The sequence below is a fragment of the Mycobacterium sp. IDUB_36 genome (genome assembly GCF_055419225.1).
Window position 1 is genome coordinate 1384638 of record NZ_JBVAXH010000001.1, and the last position, 18901, is coordinate 1403538.

Below are 18901 nucleotides of genomic sequence, written 5' to 3' on the forward strand. Positions count from 1 at the left end.
CAGCATCCACCAGACCTGTCTTGCATGGTCTTTGTCGTCGAAAGGCACGCAGGGCTGACGGTAAAACTCGAGATGCCAGCCGAGGTCTGCCCACGGCAACCCCTAGAGTCTAGGGGAAGTCCTACCGAGAGCCAAATTCCTGGTCAACCGCGGTGAGCGGCGGCCCGCGGGCGTCGTGACCCGCGTTTTCAGTCGCCCTGGCGGATGTAGGAGTAGATGTAGAGCGCCATCGCGGTGGCCAGTGCGAGCAACACCCATTGCACCAGCGCCTGGTCGATCATCGAGCCCGGCGGCGGCGCACCGGGGAGGATGTTGCGCAGCGGAACGATCGCGAAGAGGTTGGCCGCGTACCACGTGGCGAACGGCGGCACGAACTTTCGCCGGCCCATCGCCATCGGAATGGCCACCACCAACGCCAGGGTCGGCAGGCTGATCAAGACCAGGATGATGCCCAGGTCGAAGATCAGGGGTCCCTTGGCCCGGTGCAGGGTGACCACCACGTTGCTGGTGTTGTGGTTACCGGTCTCACTGGAGTCGCTGTTGCGCCGGACGGTGGCATCCCAGCCGTCCATCGATCCGGTGACCTGGACGTGAGCGGGTAGCCGCTTGCGCTGCGCACCGTTGCCGACGAACACGTCCGCGGAGATCGGCTCGGTGCGGTAGGAGTCGAAGGGCCAGTTACCCGGATCACCGTGCGCCTGGATCGTCGTGCTGACCTGGGCCGGCGCCTTCCCCTTCGGAAACTGCAAGTCGCCGAGGTCGTTGGGCGGGTACAGCCGGACCGCGATGTCGGTGTTCAACTCGTCGAAGCGCTTGTCCTCGAGCGACTCGCCCGGATAGATGAGCACGTTGACGGTGAGCCGGTTCGTCGTGGACTTGAGCTCTTCGAGCCGGATCTGCACGACGGTTTCGTCGGCTCCGGCCTGGCTCAGGTCCAGCGGCGGGAGCGGGCCCTCGGACTTCTGCAGCAAGTGGACACCGAACAGCGAAAGGCCGTAGGCGGCGACCACCGCCATCATGATGGCCACCCCGATCACGATTCGCGGCCGCTGCCGGTCCTGCGGCGTCGGTGGCGCCGAGATCGAGGACGGGGTCTGGACGGTCATCGCCGGCCGCCGTTCGGTGAATTCGGGGCCACGCGCCGCACGCGGACGGGCCCGGGGCGGTGGACGTCAGCCGGTCGGGGCAACACGGTCGTCAGGTTAGCGAACCACGATGCCCGAAGCGCGCCGAAAGTGGGATCGTGCACAGGGTGCCCGACGCTCGTCACCCGTTGTCCACCCGGCAGTCACTCGGAGTTCAGGAATACAAACAGAAAACATGAATTCGCCCATGGGGCGGGACAGTTCGGCTGTCGAGCGGTTAATCTAACGGCGGTTCACGGGGTCGAATCGTGCGCCGAAAATCTCAACAATGGGTCGATGCTCGGGGTGAGGCAACCAAGATGAAGCGCAACCGAATGGCCGCTGCCGTTAGTTTGCTGGCGGCGGGTGCCACGGTGCTGTCGGGGTGCGAGGTCCCGCACACCAGCATGGCGTATGCAAGCGAGGTCGTGACCTGTGGCGGCAAGTCGACGATCTCGGCCAGCGGGTCCACCGCGCAGACCAACGCGATGAAGCGGTTCGTCGAGGCCTACAGCAAGTCCTGCCCCGGGCACGGCTTGAACTACACGGCCAATGGCTCCGGCGCCGGGATCGCCGACTTCCTTTCCGGCAAGAGCGATTTCGCGGGTTCGGACACCCCGCTGAGTGAGGACCAGTACGACGCCGCCAAGCAGCGTTGCGGCGGGGCCGAGGCGTGGAACCTCCCGGTGGTCTTCGGCCCGCTGGCCGTCACCTACAACCTCCCGGTCGATTTCCTGGTGCTCGACGCGCAGACGCTGGCCGGCATCTTCAACGGCAGCATCACCCGCTGGGACGACCCGCAGATCACCTCGCTCAACGCGTCCATGCCGCCTGAGGAGATTCACGTCGTGCACCGCAGCGACAACTCCGGCAGCACTGCCAACTTCCAGGCCTACCTGCAAGCCGCGGCGGGCGGCGTCTGGAAACAAGGCACCGGCAAAGCGTTCAAGGGCGGGGTCGGGACCGGTGCCAAAGGCAACGACGGAACCTCCGCGATGGTGAAGAACACCGAAGGCGCGATCACCTACAACGAGTTGTCGTTCGCGATGGACGAGGGCCTGTTCGCGGCCGAGATCAAGACGCCGGCCAGTCGCAAGACCCGACGGCCGGTACGGATCGGCACCGATTCGGTCGGCAAGACCATCGCCGGCGCCAAGGTCATCGGCAAGGGCAACAACCTGGTGCTCGATCTCTCGTCGTTCTACAACCCCAGCCAGGACGACGTCTATCCGATCGTGATGGCGACATACGAGATCGTCTGCTCGAAGTACCCCGATCCGCAGACCGGTATCGCGGTCAAAGCCGCCCTGCAGGCTACGCTCGGGCCCGGTCAGATCGACCTGGACAAGCACGGTTACATCCCGCTGCCACCCGAATTCCAGTCGAAAGTGATGGCCGCGGCCAACGCCATGAGCTGACCGGCCGGCTAGGGCAGATCGCCCGCGCAGCGGAATCCGATGTGGGTGGTCGCGGTGTCCTGCGACTGCGGCGAGCGTGCCGCGGGCCGATAGCGGTGGCAGTACTCCGGGGCGCACAGGTGTGAACCGCCCTTGAGTGTCTGCGTGACTGTCGGGTCGGCGGGTCCAGTTGGGGCACAACAGCTCTTGGGCGGCTGGTCGAGCCGATGGTGGGCGGAGAACTCGGTGGTCGTCCACTCCCAGACATTGCCGATCATGTCGAACAATCCGAACCCGTTGGGCGGGAATGCCGCCACCGGAGACGTGCCGGACCATCCGTCGTTGCGATAGGGAAAGCTGCCCTGCCAGGTGTTGGCCATCGGCGTACCGTGCGGCTTCTCCTGCTCACCCCAGGCATAGGTGGTGACGGCTCCCCCGTGCGCGGCGTATTCCCACTCGGCTTCGGTCGGCAGCCGGCGGCCGGCCCAGCGCGCGTACGCGGCCGCATCGGGATAGGCCACCTGCACCACCGGGTGATCGGCACGATCGTCGACATCGCTGTCCGGGCCGAACGGACGGCGCCAGCTGGCACCCGGCACCCAGATCCACCACTGCCGCCAGTCCCGGAGGTCGACCGGACCGGGTGTGGGCTGGAAAACCATTGCGCCGGGCTGGAGTTCGGCCGGATCCGCTCCCGGGTAGAGGCTGGGGTCGATGGGTTGCTCGGCCACCGTGACATAGCTTGTCGCGCCCACGAATTCGGCGAACTGTGCGTTGGTCACCGGGTGCCGCTCGATGGCGAAGGCGTCGACCGCCACGGTGTGGATCGGCGCTTCCTCGGGGTAGAAGCTGGTCGAGCCCATCCGGAACGAGCCGGGTGGCAGTGCGACGAGCTCGGTCGGCATGAGTTCAGGGTATGACGACCGCGAAGTCCTGGGTGAGGGTGGTTTTCGCGGCGCCGAACCCCGGGGTGTCGAGCGGGCCCTCGACGTGGACGGCGACCAGGTAGTCGGCGGTGTTGGTCCAGATGTGGGTGAGCCGGTCGCCGAACTCCACGGTGCCCGACGGCTCCACGAACGTCCCGACCAGCTTTTGACTGCTGAACCCGCAGAATTTGGCCCCGAGGGTCTGCACCTGGAAGTCGGACTTCGAATGCGCCAACGTGGCCGCGTAGTCGGAAAAAGCCCGGGCCGGATCGAGTTTCGTCGCGACGATGGTCACCGTTGCGGTCATCCCGTCGGGACCGCTGAGTGACAGTGCCAGGTCCCGCTGACCCGGTTCGCTGGTCCACCCGTCGGGAACGGTGACGGTGATCCGCGGTGCGGCCGAATCGTCGACCTGCGCCACGGTGCCGATGCCGTCCCCACCCGGCGCCGGGAAGCAGACGAACGCGTTGGGCGGGACCGGCTGCCGCAGCGTCGTCTCGATCCCCGGCGCGGGCCTGCCCTGGTGAGTCGGTGGCTGACGAGACTGCGGTACCACCGACCCGCCTGTCCAGGTGGCCGCGCCGCCGGTGTTCCGGACGCAGCCCGGCAGCGCGGCGATCGCCAGCAGACCCGCGGCGCCCAGTGCGGCCCAGCGGGCGCGGGACGGCGTCTCAGTCACGCGAAAAGGCTAGCGCCAATTCCTTTTCCACGTCTTGGTATGGCCGACCGGAGACATCGACGGTGACCTGTGCGATGGTGCCGCCGCTGAACGCGAACGGCGCTGTGTAGCGGCTGGACACCGCCGAGCCGCCGTTGCGCCCGACCGTGATGCCGGCACCGGCCAGACCGAACGTGCCGGGATGCGACTGGACGTCGGCCAGCGTGCCCACCGTCTCGTCGTCGACGAACAGCGTGATGTCGCCGAGCGGCGTGTGGCTGTTCTGCACGGTGCCGGTGCGTGCGTAGCGAACGCCGAACAGGTGCCGGCCCAGCGGCACCGCGCCCGACGACGCGACCTCCTGTTGGCGCTCGCCGAGGAAGTTGTAGACGTAGTGCAGCCGCCCGTCCTGGATGAAGAGCACGTGACCACCATGACCGCCGCCGTGCTTGAACAGCACGCCTTCAGCCCCGGCGGTGTCGACGGTGACGTCGGCCAGCACCGCGAAGGAGCGCCCGCGAATCTCGACCGCGGCGCCGGTGGCCACCTCTGCGCAATCGGGGTAGTAGACGTAGCTGTCGCGGTCACCACTCAACGTCGGGCGGGAGCGCATCAGCGTCTCCATGATGTTGAGATCCGACAACGGCAGCCCGTTGTACTTGGCCGCCTCCGAAAACCACAGCGCCTTCAGCTCTTCCAGTTTGTCGGGATGCTCGGCGGCGAGGTCGTGAACCTGGCTGCGGTCGGCCTCGATGTGGAACAGTTCCCAGCGGTCAGCGTCGAAGTGTCCCCAGCCTGCCGGGGTGGCGGCGTGCACGGTGTTGGCGAACCAGCCGTCGTGCCAGATTCCGCGAGTGCCCAGCATCGTGTAGAACTGGGTTTCCTTACCGGTGTCGGCGGACGAATCGATTAGCGCCGCTTTGAAACTCACACCGTCCAGCGGCCTCTGCGGAATGCCTTTGACGCTGTCCGGCGGCTGGATGTTCAACAGGTCGTAGACCGTCGGGGTGATGTCGGAGACGTTGACGTAATTGTCCCTGACCTCGCCGTGTGCGGCAATCCCGTTGGGCCAGCTGACGATTGCGGTATCGGCGATGCCGCCTTCATGGGAGGCGTACCTCTTGTAGAGCTTGTACGGGGTGTTGAAGGCCATCGCCCACCCGATCGGGTAATGGTTGTAGGTCTGCGGCCCGCCCAGCTGATCGAACAGCTTGAGACTCTCCTCGACGGTGTCGATGTAGCCGTTGAAGAACTTGCCCTCGTTCACCGAACCGTTGGGACCGCCCTCACCGCTGGCGCCGTTGTCGGAGATCACCACGATCAGCGTGTTGTCCAGCTGACCCGACTCCTCGAGATAGTCCAGGATTCGGCCGATCTGGGCGTCCGTGTAGCTCAGAAAACCTGCGAACACCTCCGCCATGCGGCTGAACAGGCGCTTCTCTTCGTCATCCAGCGACTCCCACGGCCGGACCGTGTCCTGCAGCGGCCACGGCTGGCCGTCGGGCCCCGTCACGTCGAGATAGGGGTTGACCGGCGACAGCTCGGTGTCCGGCGGCACGATGCCCAGCGATTTCTGCCGCTCCAGCACGATCTCGCGATAGCGTTCGTAGCCCATGTCGAACTTGCCGGCGTAGCGGTCGGCCCATTCCCTGAAGACGTGATGCGGCGCGTGGCCGGCGCCCGGGCATACGTAGCTGAACCACGGCTTGTCCGGGGCGATCACCTTCGCATCGCGAATGAATTCAATTGTCTTGTCCGCGAGGTCTTTCGACAGGTGATAGCCCTCTTCCGGAGTAGCGGGCGGGTTCACCGGGTGGTTGTCGTAGACCAGGTCCGGGTACCACTGGTCGGTCTCGCCGCCCATGAACCCGTAGAAGCGCTCGAAGCCGCGCGAGGTCGGCCAGTGTCGCTTGGTCGAGGCCAGGTTGGACTCCTCGAGCGGGGTCAGATGCCACTTGCCGATGCAGTAGGTGTTGTAGCCCTGCTCAGTCAAAACCTCGGACAGCAAAGCGGTTTCGAAGGGGATCCGGCCGTTGGAATTGGGGAAGCCCTCGGTGAACTCCTCGATCATCGCCATGCCGACGGTGGTGGCGTTGCGACCGGTCAGCAGTGCGGCACGGGTCGGCGAACACAGCGCGGTGGTGTGAAACTGTGACAGCCGCACGCCGCGCTCGGCGATCCTGGTCATGGCGGGCATCTCCACCAGTCCACCGAAACAGTCCCAGGTCGCGATGCCGGTGTCGTCCCACACCAGATACAGGACGTTGGGCGCGCCCTCCGGCGCGGTCGGCGCGGCGTACGGGCCCCAATCCGGCTCCGAGTCACGGATATCCAGTTCGATCTTGCCGGTGAACTCGGTAGCCATCGCTGGCCTCACTCTCGTAGTGGACCCCCGGGACTACCGATGCAGACTACACCGCTGCTAGCCGTTCTGACCCTCGTCCGGCGTCCAGGTATGCGGCAACATCGGCAGCCTGGGTCCAGGGCCGAAGTCGTCGCCGTCCAGCGTCGCCAGTCCCGCCGCCTGCTCGGTGGACTTTGTCACCGTGCCGGCGAAACCGAGCGAACCTGCGCCGCTGTCCGATGCGGCAGTAGAGGCGGGCGGCGGGTTGTCCCATTCCGGGTCGACCTCGTAATCCATTGTGGCATGGGCATAGTCATGCTTGTGCGCCTGCTGCGTCCGTTTCCGTCGTGACCGTCGACGGGCGGCTTCGGCGGCGGCCACCCCAGCCGACTCGGCGGGTGCCTTCGCTCGCGCACTGGCGGCGGCGCCGGCCTTGGCCCCGGAATCGAAGTTGATCGGCGGTCCACCGCCGGCGAAGAACGCGTACGGCAATGCCAACCCGTGGGCGGCGGCGGGCGGCGGAGGGGGTGACGCCGGTGCCGAGCCGCCGGCAGCGCTTGGTGCGGGTGCGGCTGGGGCCGATGGCGCCGGCGCCGTGGGTACGACGGTTGCGGCGGCCAGCGGGGTCGACGCGATCACCGGTGCGATCGGTAGCGCGATCGGCGGGACCGGCGGAAGGAAGGGCTGAAAGAGCGAGGGATCGATCAGGCCCACCACAGCGGCCACGGATGCCACCGCTGCCGCGGCGGCCGCGGGCAGTGCAGTAAGGGTGGAGCTGGCCGCAACGGCGGCGGCGACCACGGGATGCGCCACCAGGAACGCGATGATGTTGGCCGGCGTCAGGCTCGCCAGTGCCGCCTGAGGATTGGTGGCCAGCAACTGGGCGAAGGTCTCGAGCTCTTGAACGAGGGTGACCGTGTTCTTCACCCAGTAGAGCTGTGTCAGCGGGTTGGTGTACGCCGAGTAGGGCAGCCCGTTCAGGGTGCCACTGGCCGGATCCCAGGTGATACCACGCGCCTGCAGGAACTGGACGATGAGTTGATCCAACGGCGTGACGGTGGAATCGGCCGGTGCCGCTGTCGAGCTGGTTTGACTGTCCCCCTTGAGGATTGGCGGCGCAGGCTCGGTCACCGGCGTCGCCGCGACGGCTGATCCGGCGACCGCTTGGTAAGTGCCCATGGTGGCGGCGGCCTGCACCCACATGCGTGCGTAGTCCGCCTCGTTCAGCGCGATCGGGATGGTGTTGATCCCGAAGAAGTTGGTCGCCACCAGCGCGCCGTGCACCACGTGGTTGGTGGCCAGCTCCGGCAGGGTCGGCATGGCGGCCAGTGCGGCGGTGTGGGCCGCGGCCAGCGTCTCGTGCTGAGCGGCGGCGGCGGCACTGTTCGCGCCGGCTTGGTTCAGCCAGGCCAGGAAGGGCGCGTTCGCGGCGACGAACGACTCCGCGCTCGGCCCCTGCCACGCACCGGCCTGCACCTCGGCGAGCAGTTCGGTGAGTTCGTCTGCCACATCGGTGTATTCGGTGCTCAGAGAAGTCCAGGCGCCGGCCGCCTGCAGTAGCGGGCCGGCCCCCGGACCGCTGCTCAACAGCGTCGAGTGCACCTCCGGTGGTGCCGCGATCCAGATCGGCGCGGTCATCGTCAGCCCACCGGGGAGAGGTATGCCGAGGACCCCGCCGCGTCGCCCGCGGCATAGCTGGTACCCGACTCCCCTACACCGACCCCCGCGCGACCGAGTTCTTCGGCACCCTGGGCGGCGACCGCCGCGTGCAGTCCACCGCGGGCACTGAACTCCGCGGCGCTCTGCAGCGACACCGGATCTGCGGCAGGCGGCACGACGGCGGTGATCAGCGGCGCGGCAGCGGCGTGGGCGGACGCCAGGCGGGCCGTCAAGGCCTCTACCCCGGAACAAGCGGCGGCCAAGCCTTCGGGAACGACGCGCAAAGTCATAACTGCCACTCCTTCGATGGGTTGGTCGGGGCTGACATGGGGAGCATTGGAAATCTATCCAATTGAGGTCCGGCTGCCTGATGTCGAGAGCCACCGCGATTGTGTCCCGCCGCGCGTTGTACCAAGCGCGCTTTCACCAGCTCGAAATCCAAATATGTTCACTTGCATGGCTATTCGGTGTTTTTTCTGGCAAATGTACTGATCAGGGCGCTGCTGTCTACACTGCTTTGAATCACGGTGGTTTTGACATCGCCACCGCGTCAACGTGTTTCAAATATTGAAGTATCTGCGTGCACTCGGCTTTCGCGGCGCCCACTGTGCCGCCCAGCAGCACCGCACCGCCGCCGAGTTTTGGCTCATGATGATTCGAGCCGAATCGGTGCCGAATCGGTGCCATAAGAGACTTGCCGGGTAGTCGGCACTCGGGGGCTTCGTAGCGTCAAATAGATTGGCCGACAATGTATTTGAGCCTGCCGATCTCGACGTTTCGATGGACGACCGCTGGCGCGGCCGGGGACGGAAGGCCGGGGCTCCAGACGCGTCCGACGACGCCCGAGACCGCCCGGAGCTGACGCCACCGATCCGCCAGGCCGTAGAGTCCTAGATAGTCAGCTAAGCCGAGCTAACTAGCTGCCTGCGTCGCCGCACGCTCGATGCCGATCGGCACTGGCGATGCGGCCCTCGACACTTGGAGCGTCATGGACAACCGGTACTTCCCGCTGGTCGTCGTGCCCGTCATGCTGGCCCTCGGGCTGACGCTGACGGTCGCCGACTTCCGCCGCGCAGCCTCATTACGCCGCCCGCTGGGTGTGGCCCTGCTGTGCCAAGCCCTGGTGTTGCCCGGGTTCTGCCTGCTGATCGCCGAGGCGTTTCACCTGCAACCGAAGTTGGCGGTCGGACTCCTGTTGATGTCCGCGGCGCCGGGCGGCCTGATGGCGAACATCATGAGCCACCTGGTCAACGGAGATCTGGCGGTCAACCTGACTCTCACCGCGATCAACGCGGTCCTGTCGGTTGTCACCCTGCCCGCGACAGTGGCGTTTTCGATGTTCTGGTTCCTGGACGAGGGCCGATTCATCCCGCTGCAGGCGGACAAATTCCTGGGGGTGTTCGGGCTGATCCTGATACCGACGGCGATCGGCGTCGCCGTCCGTCACCGGTATCCGGCGCTGGCGGAACGGCTGAAAAAGCCGGTGCGGATCGCGGCCGCGGTTCTGCTGGTGGCGGTCAGTCTCGGGGCCATTGCCGGCGGCAAGACGACGATATGGACCAACCTCGGCCCCCTGGTCGGAGCCGTCGTCACGTTCTGCGTGGTCAGCCTGACTGTCGGCTACCTGGCACCACGTCGACTGAACTTGGCGCCGCCACAGTCCGTCGCCGTCAGCCTGGAGATCGGGTTGCACAACGCCATGCTGGCGATGGGCATCGCTTTGAGTCCGCAACTGCTCAACAGCGTCGAAATTGCCACGCCCGCAGCTGTTTACGGATCGATCGCGCCGCTGATCGCGCTGGCGTTCGTCTTCACGATTCGCCGGCTCGACCCCGCCTACCGGAAGGCTCCGGCTCCCGCGACCGTCTAGTCGGCCGCGGGGCGGATGACTACTTGGCCTTCTCCAGGATCTCGACGAGCCGCCAGCGCTTGGTGGCCGACGTCGGGCGGGTCTCCATCAGCGAGACGCGGTCGCCGATGCCGGCATCGCCGTGCTCGTCGTGCGCCTTGACCTTCTTGGTGGTCCGGATGATCTTGCCGTACAGCGGGTGACGCATACGGTCCTCGAGCTCGACCACGATGGTCTTCTGCATCTTGTCGCTGACCACATAGCCGATGCGCGTCTTACGACGACCACGCGGCTTGGGCGTGGCCGGAGTGCGCTTGGGCCCCTTGGCGCCAGCGTCTTTGTCCGCCGTCTTCGCGGGGGCGGCTTTGCTCGCCTCAGCCATTACGACTCACCACCTTCTGCACCGAGCGGCCCGGAAGCCAGGCCGAGTTCACGTTCACGAAGCACGGTGTAGATCCGTGCGATTTCCTGGCGGACCGTGCGGAGCCGGCGGTTGTTCGCGAGCTGGCCGGTCGCCATCTGGAAGCGCAGGTTGAACAATTCTTCTTTGAATTCGCGCAACTTCTCGACGAGCTCCTCGTCGTTGAGCTCGCGCAGTTCGCCCGGCGAAGTTCCCACTGCCATCAGAACTGATCCTCTCGGGTGACAATGCGTGCCTTGATCGGCAGCTTATGGATCGCGCGGGTCAGTGCTTCCCGGGCGGTCTGTTCGTTGGGGTAGCTCAGCTCGAAGAGCACGCGACCCGGCTTGACGTTGGCGATCCACCACTCCGGCGAACCCTTACCCGAACCCATGCGGGTCTCGGCGGGCTTCTTGGTCAGCGGACGGTCCGGGAAGATGTTGATCCACACCTTGCCGCCACGCTTGATGTGCCGGTTGATCGCGATACGCGCGGACTCGATCTGGCGGTTGGTGATGTAGGCGTGCTCCAGTGCCTGGATGCCGTAGTCACCGAAGCTGACCGACGTTCCGCCGCTGGCGATCCCGCGCTGACGCGGGTGGTGCTGCTTGCGGTGCTTGACTCTGCGGGGAATCAACATGATTAGCTCTCCGTACTCTGCGCCTCGGCGGCGGGCGCCTCGGCGGTGGGCGCCGCTGCCGGTGCGGCAGAAGCCTCCTCGGCGCTCGACGCGGCGCGGCCGGCCTCGGTGCTGGTCGCCGTCGTACCCGCGGATCCGCTACGACGCGGGCGGGTGCCCGACGGACGCTCACGACGCGGACGTTCGGCGCCGGCCGAAGGCGCAACCAGCTCGCGCTTGCCACCGACGATGTCGCCCTTGTAAATCCAGACCTTCACGCCAATGCGGCCGAAGGTGGTCTTGGCCTCGTACAGGCCGTAGTCGATGTCGGCGCGCAGCGTGTGCAGCGGCACCCGACCTTCGCGGTAGAACTCCGAGCGGCTCATCTCGGCGCCGCCGAGACGGCCCGAGCACTGCACCCGGATGCCCTTGACGTTGGGCTGGCGCATCGCCGACTGGATCGCCTTGCGCATCGCGCGACGGAACGCCACCCGGTTGCTCAACTGCTCGGCAACGCCCTGCGCGACCAACTGCGCCGTCGACTCGGGGTTCTTCACCTCGAGGATGTTCAGCTGGACCTGCTTGCCGGTCAGCTTCTCCAGGTCGGCGCGGATGCGGTCGGCCTCGGTGCCGCGGCGACCGATCACGATGCCCGGACGGGCCGTGTGGATGTCCACCCGGACCCGGTCACGGGTGCGCTCGATCTCCACGTCGGCGATGCCGGCGCGCTCCAGGCCGGTCGACAGCAGCTTGCGGATCGCCACGTCTTCCTTGATGTAGTCCGCGTATTGCTTGTCGGCGTACCACCGGGATTTCCACTCGGTGGTGATGCCGAGCCGGAATCCGTGCGGATTGATCTTCTGGCCCACTACTCCGAGCCCTCCTTCGATTCCGAAGTCGCTTCAGGAGCAGCGGACTTCGCGGCGGTTGCCTTCTTGGGGGACGCCTTCTTGGCCGGCGCCTTGTCGGCTGTTGCTTTCTTGGCGGGTGCCTTGTCGGCGGCAGCCTTCTTGGCGGGTGCGGTGCCCGCGGCCTTGCTGGCCTGCGCGCGCCGGGCGCGGGTGGCGCTCGCGGACTGCGAGCCCCGCCCGTCCTTGCTCGGCCGGCTTTCGACGATCACCGTGATGTGGCTGGTGCGCTTGCGGATCCGGAACGCGCGGCCCTGGGCGCGGGGACGGATCCGCTTGGCGGTCGGGCCGCCGTCGGCGTAGACCGTGGCCACCACGAGGGTCGCCGGGTCGAGCCCATTGTTGTTCTGCGCGTTGGCCGCAGCGCTCGCGATGACCTTGGCCACCGGCTCGCTGGCCGCCTGGGGCGCCCAGCGAAGGATGTCGAGTGCCTCGGTCACCGACTTGCCGCGAACCAGGTCGATGACCCGGCGCGCCTTGGTCGGCGACACCCGCACGAACCGTGCGACGGCGGTCGCCGACGGGAATTCAGTAGCCGTGCTCATCGCCGCTTCGCCTTCCGGTCGTCCTTGATGTGTCCCTTGAAGGTGCGCGTCGGTGCGAACTCACCCAGTTTGTGGCCCACCATCGACTCGGTGACGAACACCGGCACGTGCTTGCGGCCGTCGTGGACGGCGAAGGTGTGGCCGATGAAGTCAGGAATGATGGTCGAACGGCGAGACCAGGTCTTGATGACCTGCTTGGTGTTCTTCTCGTTCTGGACGTCGACCTTCTTGAGCAGATGGTCGTCGACGAACGGACCCTTTTTGAGGCTGCGTGGCATGTCTGTTTCTCCTGGCTGCCGCTAGCGAGACTTCTTGCCGGTGCGCCGGCGTCGGACGATGAGTTTGTCGCTGGGCTTGCTGCCCTTACGGGTACGGCCTTCGGGCTTACCCCACGGGCTGACCGGGTGACGACCACCGGAGGTCTTACCCTCACCACCACCGTGCGGGTGGTCGACCGGGTTCATCACGACACCACGGACGGTGGGGCGCTTGCCCTTCCAGCGCATCCGGCCGGCTTTACCCCAGTTGATGTTGGCCTGCTCGGCGTTACCCACCTCGCCGACCGTGGCGCGGCAGCGCACGTCGACCCGGCGGATTTCACCGCTGGGCATACGCAGCGAGGCGTAGGTGCCTTCCTTACCCAGCAATTGGATGCTGGAGCCCGCCGAGCGAGCCAGCTTGGCACCGCCGCCGGGCCGCAGCTCGACCGCGTGGATCAAGGTACCGGCCGGGATGTTGCGCAGCGGCAGGTTGTTGCCCGGCTTGATGTCGGCGTTGGCGCCGGACTCCACCACGTGGCCCTGCTTGAGTCCTTGGGGCGCGATGATGTAGCGCTTCTCGCCGTCCAGGAAGTGCAGCAGTGCGATGTTCGCGGTGCGGTTCGGGTCGTACTCGATGTGCGCCACCTTCGCGTCGACGCCGTCCTTGTCGTTGCGACGGAAGTCGATGACGCGGTAGGCCCGCTTGTGCCCGCCACCCTTGTGACGAGTCGTGATGCGGCCGTGCGCGTTACGCCCACCCTTGCCGTGCAACGGCTTGATGAGCGACTTCTCCGGAGTCGAGCGAGTGATCTCGGCGAAATCGGAGACGCTGGCACCGCGACGACCGGGGGTCGTCGGCTTGTACTTGCGAATTCCCATGTCTGTTAAGTCTCTCTATCCTCGGCTGTTCCGCGGCTACGCCGTGACGCCGAACAGCTCGATCGGCTTGCTGCCAGGCGCCAACGTCACGATGGCGCGCTTGGTGCTCTTCCGTTGTCCGAAACCACTGCGGGTGCGCTTGCGCTTACCCTGGCGGTTCGCGGTGTTCACTGCGGCCACCTTGACCGAGAAGATCTTTTCGATCGCGATCTTGATCTGCGTCTTGTTCGAGTCGGGGTGAACCAGGAACGTGTACACGTTGTCATCGATCAGGCCGTAGGACTTCTCCGAGATGACCGGGGCCAGGATGATGTCGCGGGGGTCAGTGATGGTTGCCATCAGACCGAAACCTCCTCGGCGCCACGGGTGTTCGCGGTAATGAAGGCGTTGAGCGCCTCCACCGAGAACACCACGTCGTCAGCGCGCAGCACGTCGTAGGTGTTGAGCTGGTCCGGCGAGAGGATGTGCACGCCCGGAAGGTTGCGCACACTCTTGGCACCGGCCTCGTCGCTGCGACCGATGACCACCAGCACCTGCGTGCGTTCGGTCAGCGAGGCCAGGAAAACCTTGGCGCTCTTGGTCGACGGCGTCTGACCCGACACCAGCTCGGTGACCGCGTGGATGCGGCCGTTGCGCGCCCGGTCCGACAGCGCGCCACGCAGTGCGGCGGCGATCATCTTCTTCGGGGTGCGCTGGCTGTAGTCGCGCGGCTGCGGACCGTGCACCACACCACCACCGGTGAACTGCGGCGCACGCGTCGAGCCCTGGCGTGCGCGGCCAGTGCCCTTCTGCCGGTACGGCTTGCGTCCACCCCCGCGAACTTCGCCGCGGGTCTTGGTCGCGTGCGTTCCCTGGCGTTTCGCGGCCAGCTGGGCCGTGACGACCTGGTGCAGCAGCGCGATGTTGGCGGGCGCGTCGAACAGCTCGGCTGGTAGCTCGACGGAGCCTTCCTTCTTACCGGCGGGCGTCTGGACGTCGATCGTCAGACCCTTCGCCGCTTTTTCGGCAGCCATTACTTCTCACCTCGTTTGATCGCGCTGCGGACCACGACGAGTCCGCCCGTGCGGCCGGGCACCGCGCCTTTGATCAGCAACACGCCGTTCTCGGCGTCGACCAAGTGCACCAACAGATTCTGGGTGGTCACCCGGTCGCTACCCATCCGACCGGCCATCCGGGTGCCCTTGAAGACACGCGCCGGGGTGGCACAACCGCCGATGGATCCGGGCCGGCGGTGGACCGCCTGGGCACCGTGGCTGGCGCCTTGGCCCTTGAAGCCGTGGCGCTTCATGGTGCCCGCGAACCCTTTACCCTTCGAGGTGCCGGTCACGTCGACATACGTTCCGGCAGCGAAGATCTCGGCCGTCAGCTCCTGGCCCACCTCGTAGTCGGAAGCCGCGGCCTCGTCCTCCAGACGGAACTCGGCCAGGTGCCGGCGTGGGTTCACACCGGCGGCGGCGTACTGACCCGCCAACGGCTTGTTGATCTTGCGTGGACTGATTTCGCCGTAGGCCAGCTGCACCGCGCTGTACCCGTCGACCTCGGGGGTACGGATGCGGGTCACCACGTTCGGCCCGGCTTTGACCACCGTCACGGGGACGACGCGGTTGTTCTCGTCGAACACCTGCGTCATGCCGAGCTTGGTGCCCAGAATGCCCTTTCTCGCCATTGCTCGCAGCTCTCCTACTGGATGTTGACGTCGACGCTGGCAGGCAGATCGATGCGCATCAGCGCGTCAACGGTTTTCGGGGTTGGGTCAAGGATGTCGATCAGGCGCTTGTGAGTGCGCATCTCGAAGTGCTCCCGCGAGTCTTTGTACTTGTGCGGTGAGCGGATAACGCAATACACGTTCTTCTCAGTCGGCAGCGGCACTGGGCCAACCACACTGGCGCCCGTACGGACAACCGTCTCGACGATCTTGCGCGCCGAGGCGTCAATGGCCTCGTGGTCGTAGGCCTTGAGCCTGATGCGGATCTTCTGTCCCGCCACGCTTCCTCACTCTCCAGGTCGAGACCCGGTTTCCTGCCGGACACCATCGTCAACGTCCGGCTCGGCCGAACATGACGCTGCGCCCGGTTGTGCGCCGCTGTTTACCTGTCTTGGTTCACCGACCCCCGCGGTCGGGTGTGTCGCCCTCACGCAGCCTGGGCCGCGACCGAAATTGGTCACGCTCCAGATTGGGACCGGATGCGCCCGTGTGGGCGCTGGTCGTATGCCCAGCCAGGCGCGAACCTGCCTCAAGGCAACCCGAACAGTATGCCCCAGAACCCGGTGCGGGCCAAATCCTTGCGAATAGGCGACCGCGCGGATGCCCGATCACCCGCCGCACCATTCTTACTCCAGAGTAAGGTGTCCGGACATGGCACGCTCGACCAGCACATATGCGGCTTGGCAACGGCTTTCCGGCGCACCCGGCGGCAGCCGGTTGTTTTCAGTGGCGGCGATGGCGCGCGTCCCGTACTTCGCCTCAGTGCTGCCGCATGTGGTCACGATGGAACCGGGCCTGGCCGAGGTGCGGGTGCCGAAGTGGTTCTTCGTCCACAACCACCTGCACACCGTGCATGCCATCGCGTCCTGCAACGCGGCCGAGGTGGCGATGGGGATGCTGATGGAAGCCACGGTCCCCCGCAGCCACCGGTGGATACCGAAGGCGATGAACGTCCAGTACCTCGGCAAGGCCACTACATCGCTACTGGCCCGCGCTGAGCTCGACCCGCCGGACTTCGCCGCGATCACCGAGGGCCAAAAAGGATGGGATCTCGTCGTCCCGGTCAGCATCACCGATCGCAACGGGGTGGAGGTCGTGCACGCCGACATCACCACCTGGGTCACGCCTGCTCGATAACGCTGCCCCGCCCGCTTCCCTCGAATAACGAGGGAAATCCCTGTATCGCCGCGCTCGCTGTCGCTCTAGCGTCTGGACTGAGTTTCCTGTGATTTGCAGGAGAAAAGCGTAAGAGAACGCTGATTGGGGTCTTGGCATGAGCGATGGGCGCAGTTGGTTCGTCAAACCGCAGGCGAAGGCCGGTATCAGCCGTCGCCTGATCGGCTGGAGCTCCAGCGCCGGAGCTGTACTGGCGTTCGGTCTGACGCCCCTGGCCGGCGCGCCAGCTGCTCACGCAGACGGCCTGGACGCGATCATCGACCCGATCATCAATTCGCTGGCCAGCCTCGATCCCGTTTTGGGGGCCGACTGGACCAGCTGGGTGGCCAACCTCGACTCCGCTTTCGATGCGGCCGCGAGCATCGATGCGTCCAGCGCCGCGGCGACGAACTCCATGGACTTCGCGCATCTCTACGCACAGTTCGTCTACGAACCGATCCACTCCTTCCAGCAGCAGTGGATCGACGGGACCTCATTCCTAGGGCCCAGCACCATCACCTTCGACAACAACATCAACGAGATGTACGGGCAATTCCTGATCGGAAACGGCACCGAAGGCATCGAGGCGGCCCCTGACGGCACCGCCGGTGGTCTCTGGTTCGGCGACGGCGGTGATGGCTGGGACAGCACCATCGCCGGGATGGACGGCGGCGACGGCGGAGCCGCCTTCTACGGGGACGGCGGGATGGGCGGCGACGGCGGCCTCGGTGCCAACGGCGGCGACGGCGGCGCGACCGCCATGGGCATCGGTGGAACCGGCGGGGCGGGTGGCGACGGTGTCTTCAGCTTTAGCGGTCATGGCGTCGGCGGATTCGGCGGTGACGGTGGCGACGCCAGCGGGTTCCTTTTCGGCATCGGCGGTGATGGTGGTGTCGGCGGCAGCGGAGCCAGCGGCGATTTCGACAACGGCTTCAGTGGCGGCGCGGGCGGTGACGGAGGAATCGGCGGCACCGGCGGGTCGAACGTGTCGTTGCTGGGCGAAGCCGGCGACGGTGGCCATGGCGGTGCCGGGACTGACGGATTGAGCGACGGCAGCGGGGCGGTCGCCGGTCACGGTGGTGCCGGCGGAATTGGCGGGACAAGCGACTTCACCGGACCCGGCCACGGCGGCGGCGGCGGCGGGGGTGGCGGCGGTGCGCAAATTCACGGCGACTCGGCCAGCGGTGCCGCCACCGGAGGCGACGGCGGCAGCGGCGGCGCGGGCACCGGCGGCATCAACGGCGAGTCCGGTGGGTACGGCGGCCATGGTGGCAACGCCTCCATTACAGCGGAGTTTTTCGGCTCGGCAAGCGGCACAGCGAATGGCGGCGACGGCGGCGACGGCGGCATAGGGTCTGGCGGCGACGGTGGTGACGGCGGCAACGCCCTCATCCACGGGTTTGGCGGCACAGCAAGCGGAATCACCAACGGCGGCAACGGAGGCGATGCCACCGGCCACGCCACAGGCGGCAACGGCGGCTTTGCCTCGATCGAGACGTCCCATCCGTCTCAGACCCCACTGGGCGCGATTGCAAGCGGAACCGCCACCGGCGGCGAGGGCGGCGACGGTATCGGAGGCAGCGGCGGGGACGGCGGCTCCGCAGCCATCTCATCGGCCTCCGCCGGTACTACGAGTGGAGCAACGGCGATCGGCGGTGACGGCGGTGCAGGTAGTAGTAGCGCGAGCAGCAGCTCCGGCGGTGGCATCGGAGGCACGGGCGGCTTCGCCGAGGTCCACAACGACGGCGGCAGCATCAGCGGTGGCATCGCTCGCGGAGGGGATGGCGGCGCGGGCATCGGATTCGGAGGCGACGGCGGCTTCGGCGGGGCCGGCGTCCTCGGCGTCGGGAACGGGGGCGCGATCGACGGGGTCGGTCACGACGCGATCGCGATCGGCGGTGACGGCGGTTCCGCCACCGACTCCGCCTGGGGTGGTGACGGTGGAAGGGGTGAAATCTATGCGGGGACCGACGGCGTGTCCTATGGCGAGGCCACCGGAGGCGACGGTGGCAACGCCGTCGGCACGGACTCTGGCTTTTCGGACGGCGGCAACGGTGGAAGCGCCTACATCACCAGCAGCGAGACGGGTCATGGTGGCACAGCGAGCGGCTCGGCGACCGGCGGCACCGGCGGCGATTCGAGCGGCAGGTTCTCGATCGGAGGCCCTGGCGGTTCTTCCTTCATCTCTGCCGACGGAAGTAACGCTCTCGCCAGCGGCACAGTCCAAGGCGCCGACGGAGGGGCAGGATCGAACGGGGGCCACGGCGGACTTGGCGGCAACGCGGACATTTCCGCGACAGGCACAGGCAGTTCCGCGAGCGGCGCGTCCGCCGCGGGCGGCAACGGTGGCAGCGGCACTGGGTCCGGTCAGACCGGCGGAAACGGCACTGACGCCAGCGTGAGTGCGACTGGCGGTGGAAACGCTGACGGGCACACGGCGACCGGCACGAACGGCGCCAACCACCCCTAGACC

21 protein-coding genes are annotated in these 18901 nt (G+C 66.8%); 4 read left to right on the plus strand and 17 right to left on the minus strand.

The window, feature by feature from the left end; translation table 11 throughout:
- Positions 1 to 188: 188 nt before the first annotated feature.
- On the minus strand, positions 189 to 1106 hold the full coding sequence (locus ACZYW1_RS06800) for a DUF4436 domain-containing protein (protein WP_463784331.1): 918 nt from the start codon (positions 1104 to 1106) through the stop codon (positions 189 to 191).
- A 338-nt stretch (positions 1107 to 1444) separates the two neighbouring features.
- Between ACZYW1_RS06800 and pstS the strand changes: the two genes are divergently transcribed.
- Positions 1445 to 2542 (plus strand): phosphate ABC transporter substrate-binding protein PstS, encoded by a 1098-nt coding sequence (gene pstS, locus ACZYW1_RS06805; RefSeq protein ID WP_463784333.1) that lies wholly within the window; start codon positions 1445 to 1447, stop codon positions 2540 to 2542.
- 8 nt (positions 2543 to 2550) lie between these two features.
- Here the strand turns inward: pstS and ACZYW1_RS06810 are convergent, their stop codons facing one another.
- The 5 genes from ACZYW1_RS06810 to ACZYW1_RS06830 are packed head-to-tail and all read right to left on the minus strand — an operon-like array spanning position 2551 to position 8398.
- Positions 2551 to 3426: a formylglycine-generating enzyme family protein gene (locus ACZYW1_RS06810; protein ID WP_463784335.1), complete on the minus strand. Its 876-nt coding sequence runs from the start codon at positions 3424 to 3426 to the stop codon at positions 2551 to 2553.
- 4 nt (positions 3427 to 3430) lie between these two features.
- Positions 3431 to 4126 (minus strand): hypothetical protein, encoded by a 696-nt coding sequence (locus tag ACZYW1_RS06815; RefSeq protein ID WP_463784337.1) that lies wholly within the window; start codon positions 4124 to 4126, stop codon positions 3431 to 3433.
- The gene (locus ACZYW1_RS06820) at positions 4119 to 6470 is read right to left on the minus strand and encodes an arylsulfatase (protein WP_463784339.1); all 2352 of its coding nucleotides are present in this window, start codon (positions 6468 to 6470) and stop codon (positions 4119 to 4121) included. The genes ACZYW1_RS06815 and ACZYW1_RS06820 overlap by 8 nt, the downstream gene beginning before the upstream one ends.
- Positions 6471 to 6527: 57 nt before the next feature.
- Positions 6528 to 8087: a PPE domain-containing protein gene (locus ACZYW1_RS06825; protein WP_463784341.1), complete on the minus strand. Its 1560-nt coding sequence runs from the start codon at positions 8085 to 8087 to the stop codon at positions 6528 to 6530.
- Between the two features lie 2 nt (positions 8088 to 8089).
- Positions 8090 to 8398: a PE family protein gene (locus ACZYW1_RS06830; protein WP_463784342.1), complete on the minus strand. Its 309-nt coding sequence runs from the start codon at positions 8396 to 8398 to the stop codon at positions 8090 to 8092.
- Positions 8399 to 9051: 653 nt separating this feature from the next.
- Here ACZYW1_RS06830 and ACZYW1_RS06835 point away from each other — a divergent pair.
- Positions 9052 to 9978, plus strand: coding sequence for a bile acid:sodium symporter family protein (locus ACZYW1_RS06835; protein WP_463784344.1), 927 nt, complete (start codon positions 9052 to 9054; stop codon positions 9976 to 9978).
- Positions 9979 to 9997: 19 nt separating this feature from the next.
- Here ACZYW1_RS06835 and rpsQ read toward each other — a convergent pair whose 3' ends face one another.
- Genes rpsQ through rpsJ form a run of 11 tightly spaced genes read right to left on the minus strand, consistent with a single transcriptional unit; the run spans position 9998 to position 15554 of the window.
- Positions 9998 to 10339: a 30S ribosomal protein S17 gene (gene rpsQ, locus ACZYW1_RS06840; RefSeq protein WP_463784345.1), complete on the minus strand. Its 342-nt coding sequence runs from the start codon at positions 10337 to 10339 to the stop codon at positions 9998 to 10000.
- Complete coding sequence (gene rpmC, locus ACZYW1_RS06845; protein ID WP_463784347.1) at positions 10339 to 10581, minus strand: 50S ribosomal protein L29; 243 nt, start codon at positions 10579 to 10581, stop codon at positions 10339 to 10341. Before rpmC ends, rpsQ begins: the two co-directional genes overlap by 1 nt.
- On the minus strand, positions 10581 to 10997 hold the full coding sequence (rplP, locus tag ACZYW1_RS06850; RefSeq protein WP_240259930.1) for a 50S ribosomal protein L16: 417 nt from the start codon (positions 10995 to 10997) through the stop codon (positions 10581 to 10583). The genes rpmC and rplP overlap by 1 nt, the downstream gene beginning before the upstream one ends.
- A gap of 2 nt (positions 10998 to 10999) precedes the next feature.
- Positions 11000 to 11845 carry a 30S ribosomal protein S3 gene (gene rpsC, locus ACZYW1_RS06855; protein WP_463784348.1) on the minus strand — a complete coding sequence of 282 codons (846 nt, stop codon included), beginning with the start codon at positions 11843 to 11845 and terminating at the stop codon, positions 11000 to 11002.
- Positions 11845 to 12429, minus strand: a complete 585-nt coding sequence (gene rplV / locus ACZYW1_RS06860; RefSeq protein ID WP_293000891.1) for a 50S ribosomal protein L22 — start codon at positions 12427 to 12429, stop codon at positions 11845 to 11847. The genes rpsC and rplV overlap by 1 nt, the downstream gene beginning before the upstream one ends.
- Positions 12426 to 12707, minus strand: a complete 282-nt coding sequence (rpsS, locus tag ACZYW1_RS06865) for a 30S ribosomal protein S19 (RefSeq protein ID WP_006245110.1) — start codon at positions 12705 to 12707, stop codon at positions 12426 to 12428. Before rpsS ends, rplV begins: the two co-directional genes overlap by 4 nt.
- Positions 12708 to 12728: 21 nt before the next feature.
- Positions 12729 to 13568, minus strand: a complete 840-nt coding sequence (rplB, locus tag ACZYW1_RS06870) for a 50S ribosomal protein L2 (protein WP_463784350.1) — start codon at positions 13566 to 13568, stop codon at positions 12729 to 12731.
- 36 nt (positions 13569 to 13604) lie between these two features.
- A complete protein-coding gene (gene rplW, locus ACZYW1_RS06875; protein WP_463784352.1) occupies positions 13605 to 13907 on the minus strand; it encodes a 50S ribosomal protein L23 in 303 nt (100 codons plus the stop codon).
- On the minus strand, positions 13907 to 14581 hold the full coding sequence (gene rplD, locus ACZYW1_RS06880; protein ID WP_463784353.1) for a 50S ribosomal protein L4: 675 nt from the start codon (positions 14579 to 14581) through the stop codon (positions 13907 to 13909). Before rplD ends, rplW begins: the two co-directional genes overlap by 1 nt.
- Positions 14581 to 15234, minus strand: coding sequence for a 50S ribosomal protein L3 (gene rplC, locus ACZYW1_RS06885; protein ID WP_293000927.1), 654 nt, complete (start codon positions 15232 to 15234; stop codon positions 14581 to 14583). Before rplC ends, rplD begins: the two co-directional genes overlap by 1 nt.
- A gap of 14 nt (positions 15235 to 15248) precedes the next feature.
- Positions 15249 to 15554: a 30S ribosomal protein S10 gene (rpsJ, locus tag ACZYW1_RS06890; protein ID WP_003873519.1), complete on the minus strand. Its 306-nt coding sequence runs from the start codon at positions 15552 to 15554 to the stop codon at positions 15249 to 15251.
- Between the two features lie 370 nt (positions 15555 to 15924).
- On the opposite strand from rpsJ, the gene ACZYW1_RS06895 reads away from it, so the two are divergent.
- Positions 15925 to 16410, plus strand: coding sequence for a hotdog fold domain-containing protein (locus tag ACZYW1_RS06895; protein WP_463784355.1), 486 nt, complete (start codon positions 15925 to 15927; stop codon positions 16408 to 16410).
- A gap of 136 nt (positions 16411 to 16546) precedes the next feature.
- Complete coding sequence (locus ACZYW1_RS06900; RefSeq protein ID WP_463784357.1) at positions 16547 to 18898, plus strand: PGRS repeat-containing protein; 2352 nt, start codon at positions 16547 to 16549, stop codon at positions 18896 to 18898.
- Positions 18899 to 18901: the final 3 nt, after the last annotated feature.

Coding starts and splice junctions, on each gene's coding strand:
- pstS (WP_463784333.1), top strand. CDS start 1,445: ATGAAGCGCAACCGAATGGCCGCTGCCGTTAGTTTGCTGGCGGCGGGT.
- ACZYW1_RS06820 (WP_463784339.1), bottom strand. CDS start 6,470: ATGGCTACCGAGTTCACCGGCAAGATCGAACTGGATATCCGTGACTCG.
- ACZYW1_RS06825 (WP_463784341.1), bottom strand. CDS start 8,087: ATGACCGCGCCGATCTGGATCGCGGCACCACCGGAGGTGCACTCGACG.
- rpsS (WP_006245110.1), bottom strand. CDS start 12,707: ATGCCACGCAGCCTCAAAAAGGGTCCGTTCGTCGACGACCATCTGCTC.
- rplD (WP_463784353.1), bottom strand. CDS start 14,581: ATGGCTGCCGAAAAAGCGGCGAAGGGTCTGACGATCGACGTCCAGACG.
- rplC (WP_293000927.1), bottom strand. CDS start 15,234: ATGGCGAGAAAGGGCATTCTGGGCACCAAGCTCGGCATGACGCAGGTG.
- ACZYW1_RS06830 (WP_463784342.1), bottom strand. CDS start 8,398: ATGACTTTGCGCGTCGTTCCCGAAGGCTTGGCCGCCGCTTGTTCCGGG.
- ACZYW1_RS06900 (WP_463784357.1), top strand. CDS start 16,547: ATGAGCGATGGGCGCAGTTGGTTCGTCAAACCGCAGGCGAAGGCCGGT.
- ACZYW1_RS06810 (WP_463784335.1), bottom strand. CDS start 3,426: ATGCCGACCGAGCTCGTCGCACTGCCACCCGGCTCGTTCCGGATGGGC.
- rplP (WP_240259930.1), bottom strand. CDS start 10,997: ATGTTGATTCCCCGCAGAGTCAAGCACCGCAAGCAGCACCACCCGCGT.
- rpsQ (WP_463784345.1), bottom strand. CDS start 10,339: ATGGCTGAGGCGAGCAAAGCCGCCCCCGCGAAGACGGCGGACAAAGAC.
- rplB (WP_463784350.1), bottom strand. CDS start 13,568: ATGGGAATTCGCAAGTACAAGCCGACGACCCCCGGTCGTCGCGGTGCC.
- ACZYW1_RS06895 (WP_463784355.1), top strand. CDS start 15,925: ATGGCACGCTCGACCAGCACATATGCGGCTTGGCAACGGCTTTCCGGC.
- ACZYW1_RS06835 (WP_463784344.1), top strand. CDS start 9,052: ATGCCGATCGGCACTGGCGATGCGGCCCTCGACACTTGGAGCGTCATG.
- rplV (WP_293000891.1), bottom strand. CDS start 12,429: ATGAGCACGGCTACTGAATTCCCGTCGGCGACCGCCGTCGCACGGTTC.
- rpmC (WP_463784347.1), bottom strand. CDS start 10,581: ATGGCAGTGGGAACTTCGCCGGGCGAACTGCGCGAGCTCAACGACGAG.
- ACZYW1_RS06800 (WP_463784331.1), bottom strand. CDS start 1,106: ATGACCGTCCAGACCCCGTCCTCGATCTCGGCGCCACCGACGCCGCAG.
- rplW (WP_463784352.1), bottom strand. CDS start 13,907: ATGGCAACCATCACTGACCCCCGCGACATCATCCTGGCCCCGGTCATC.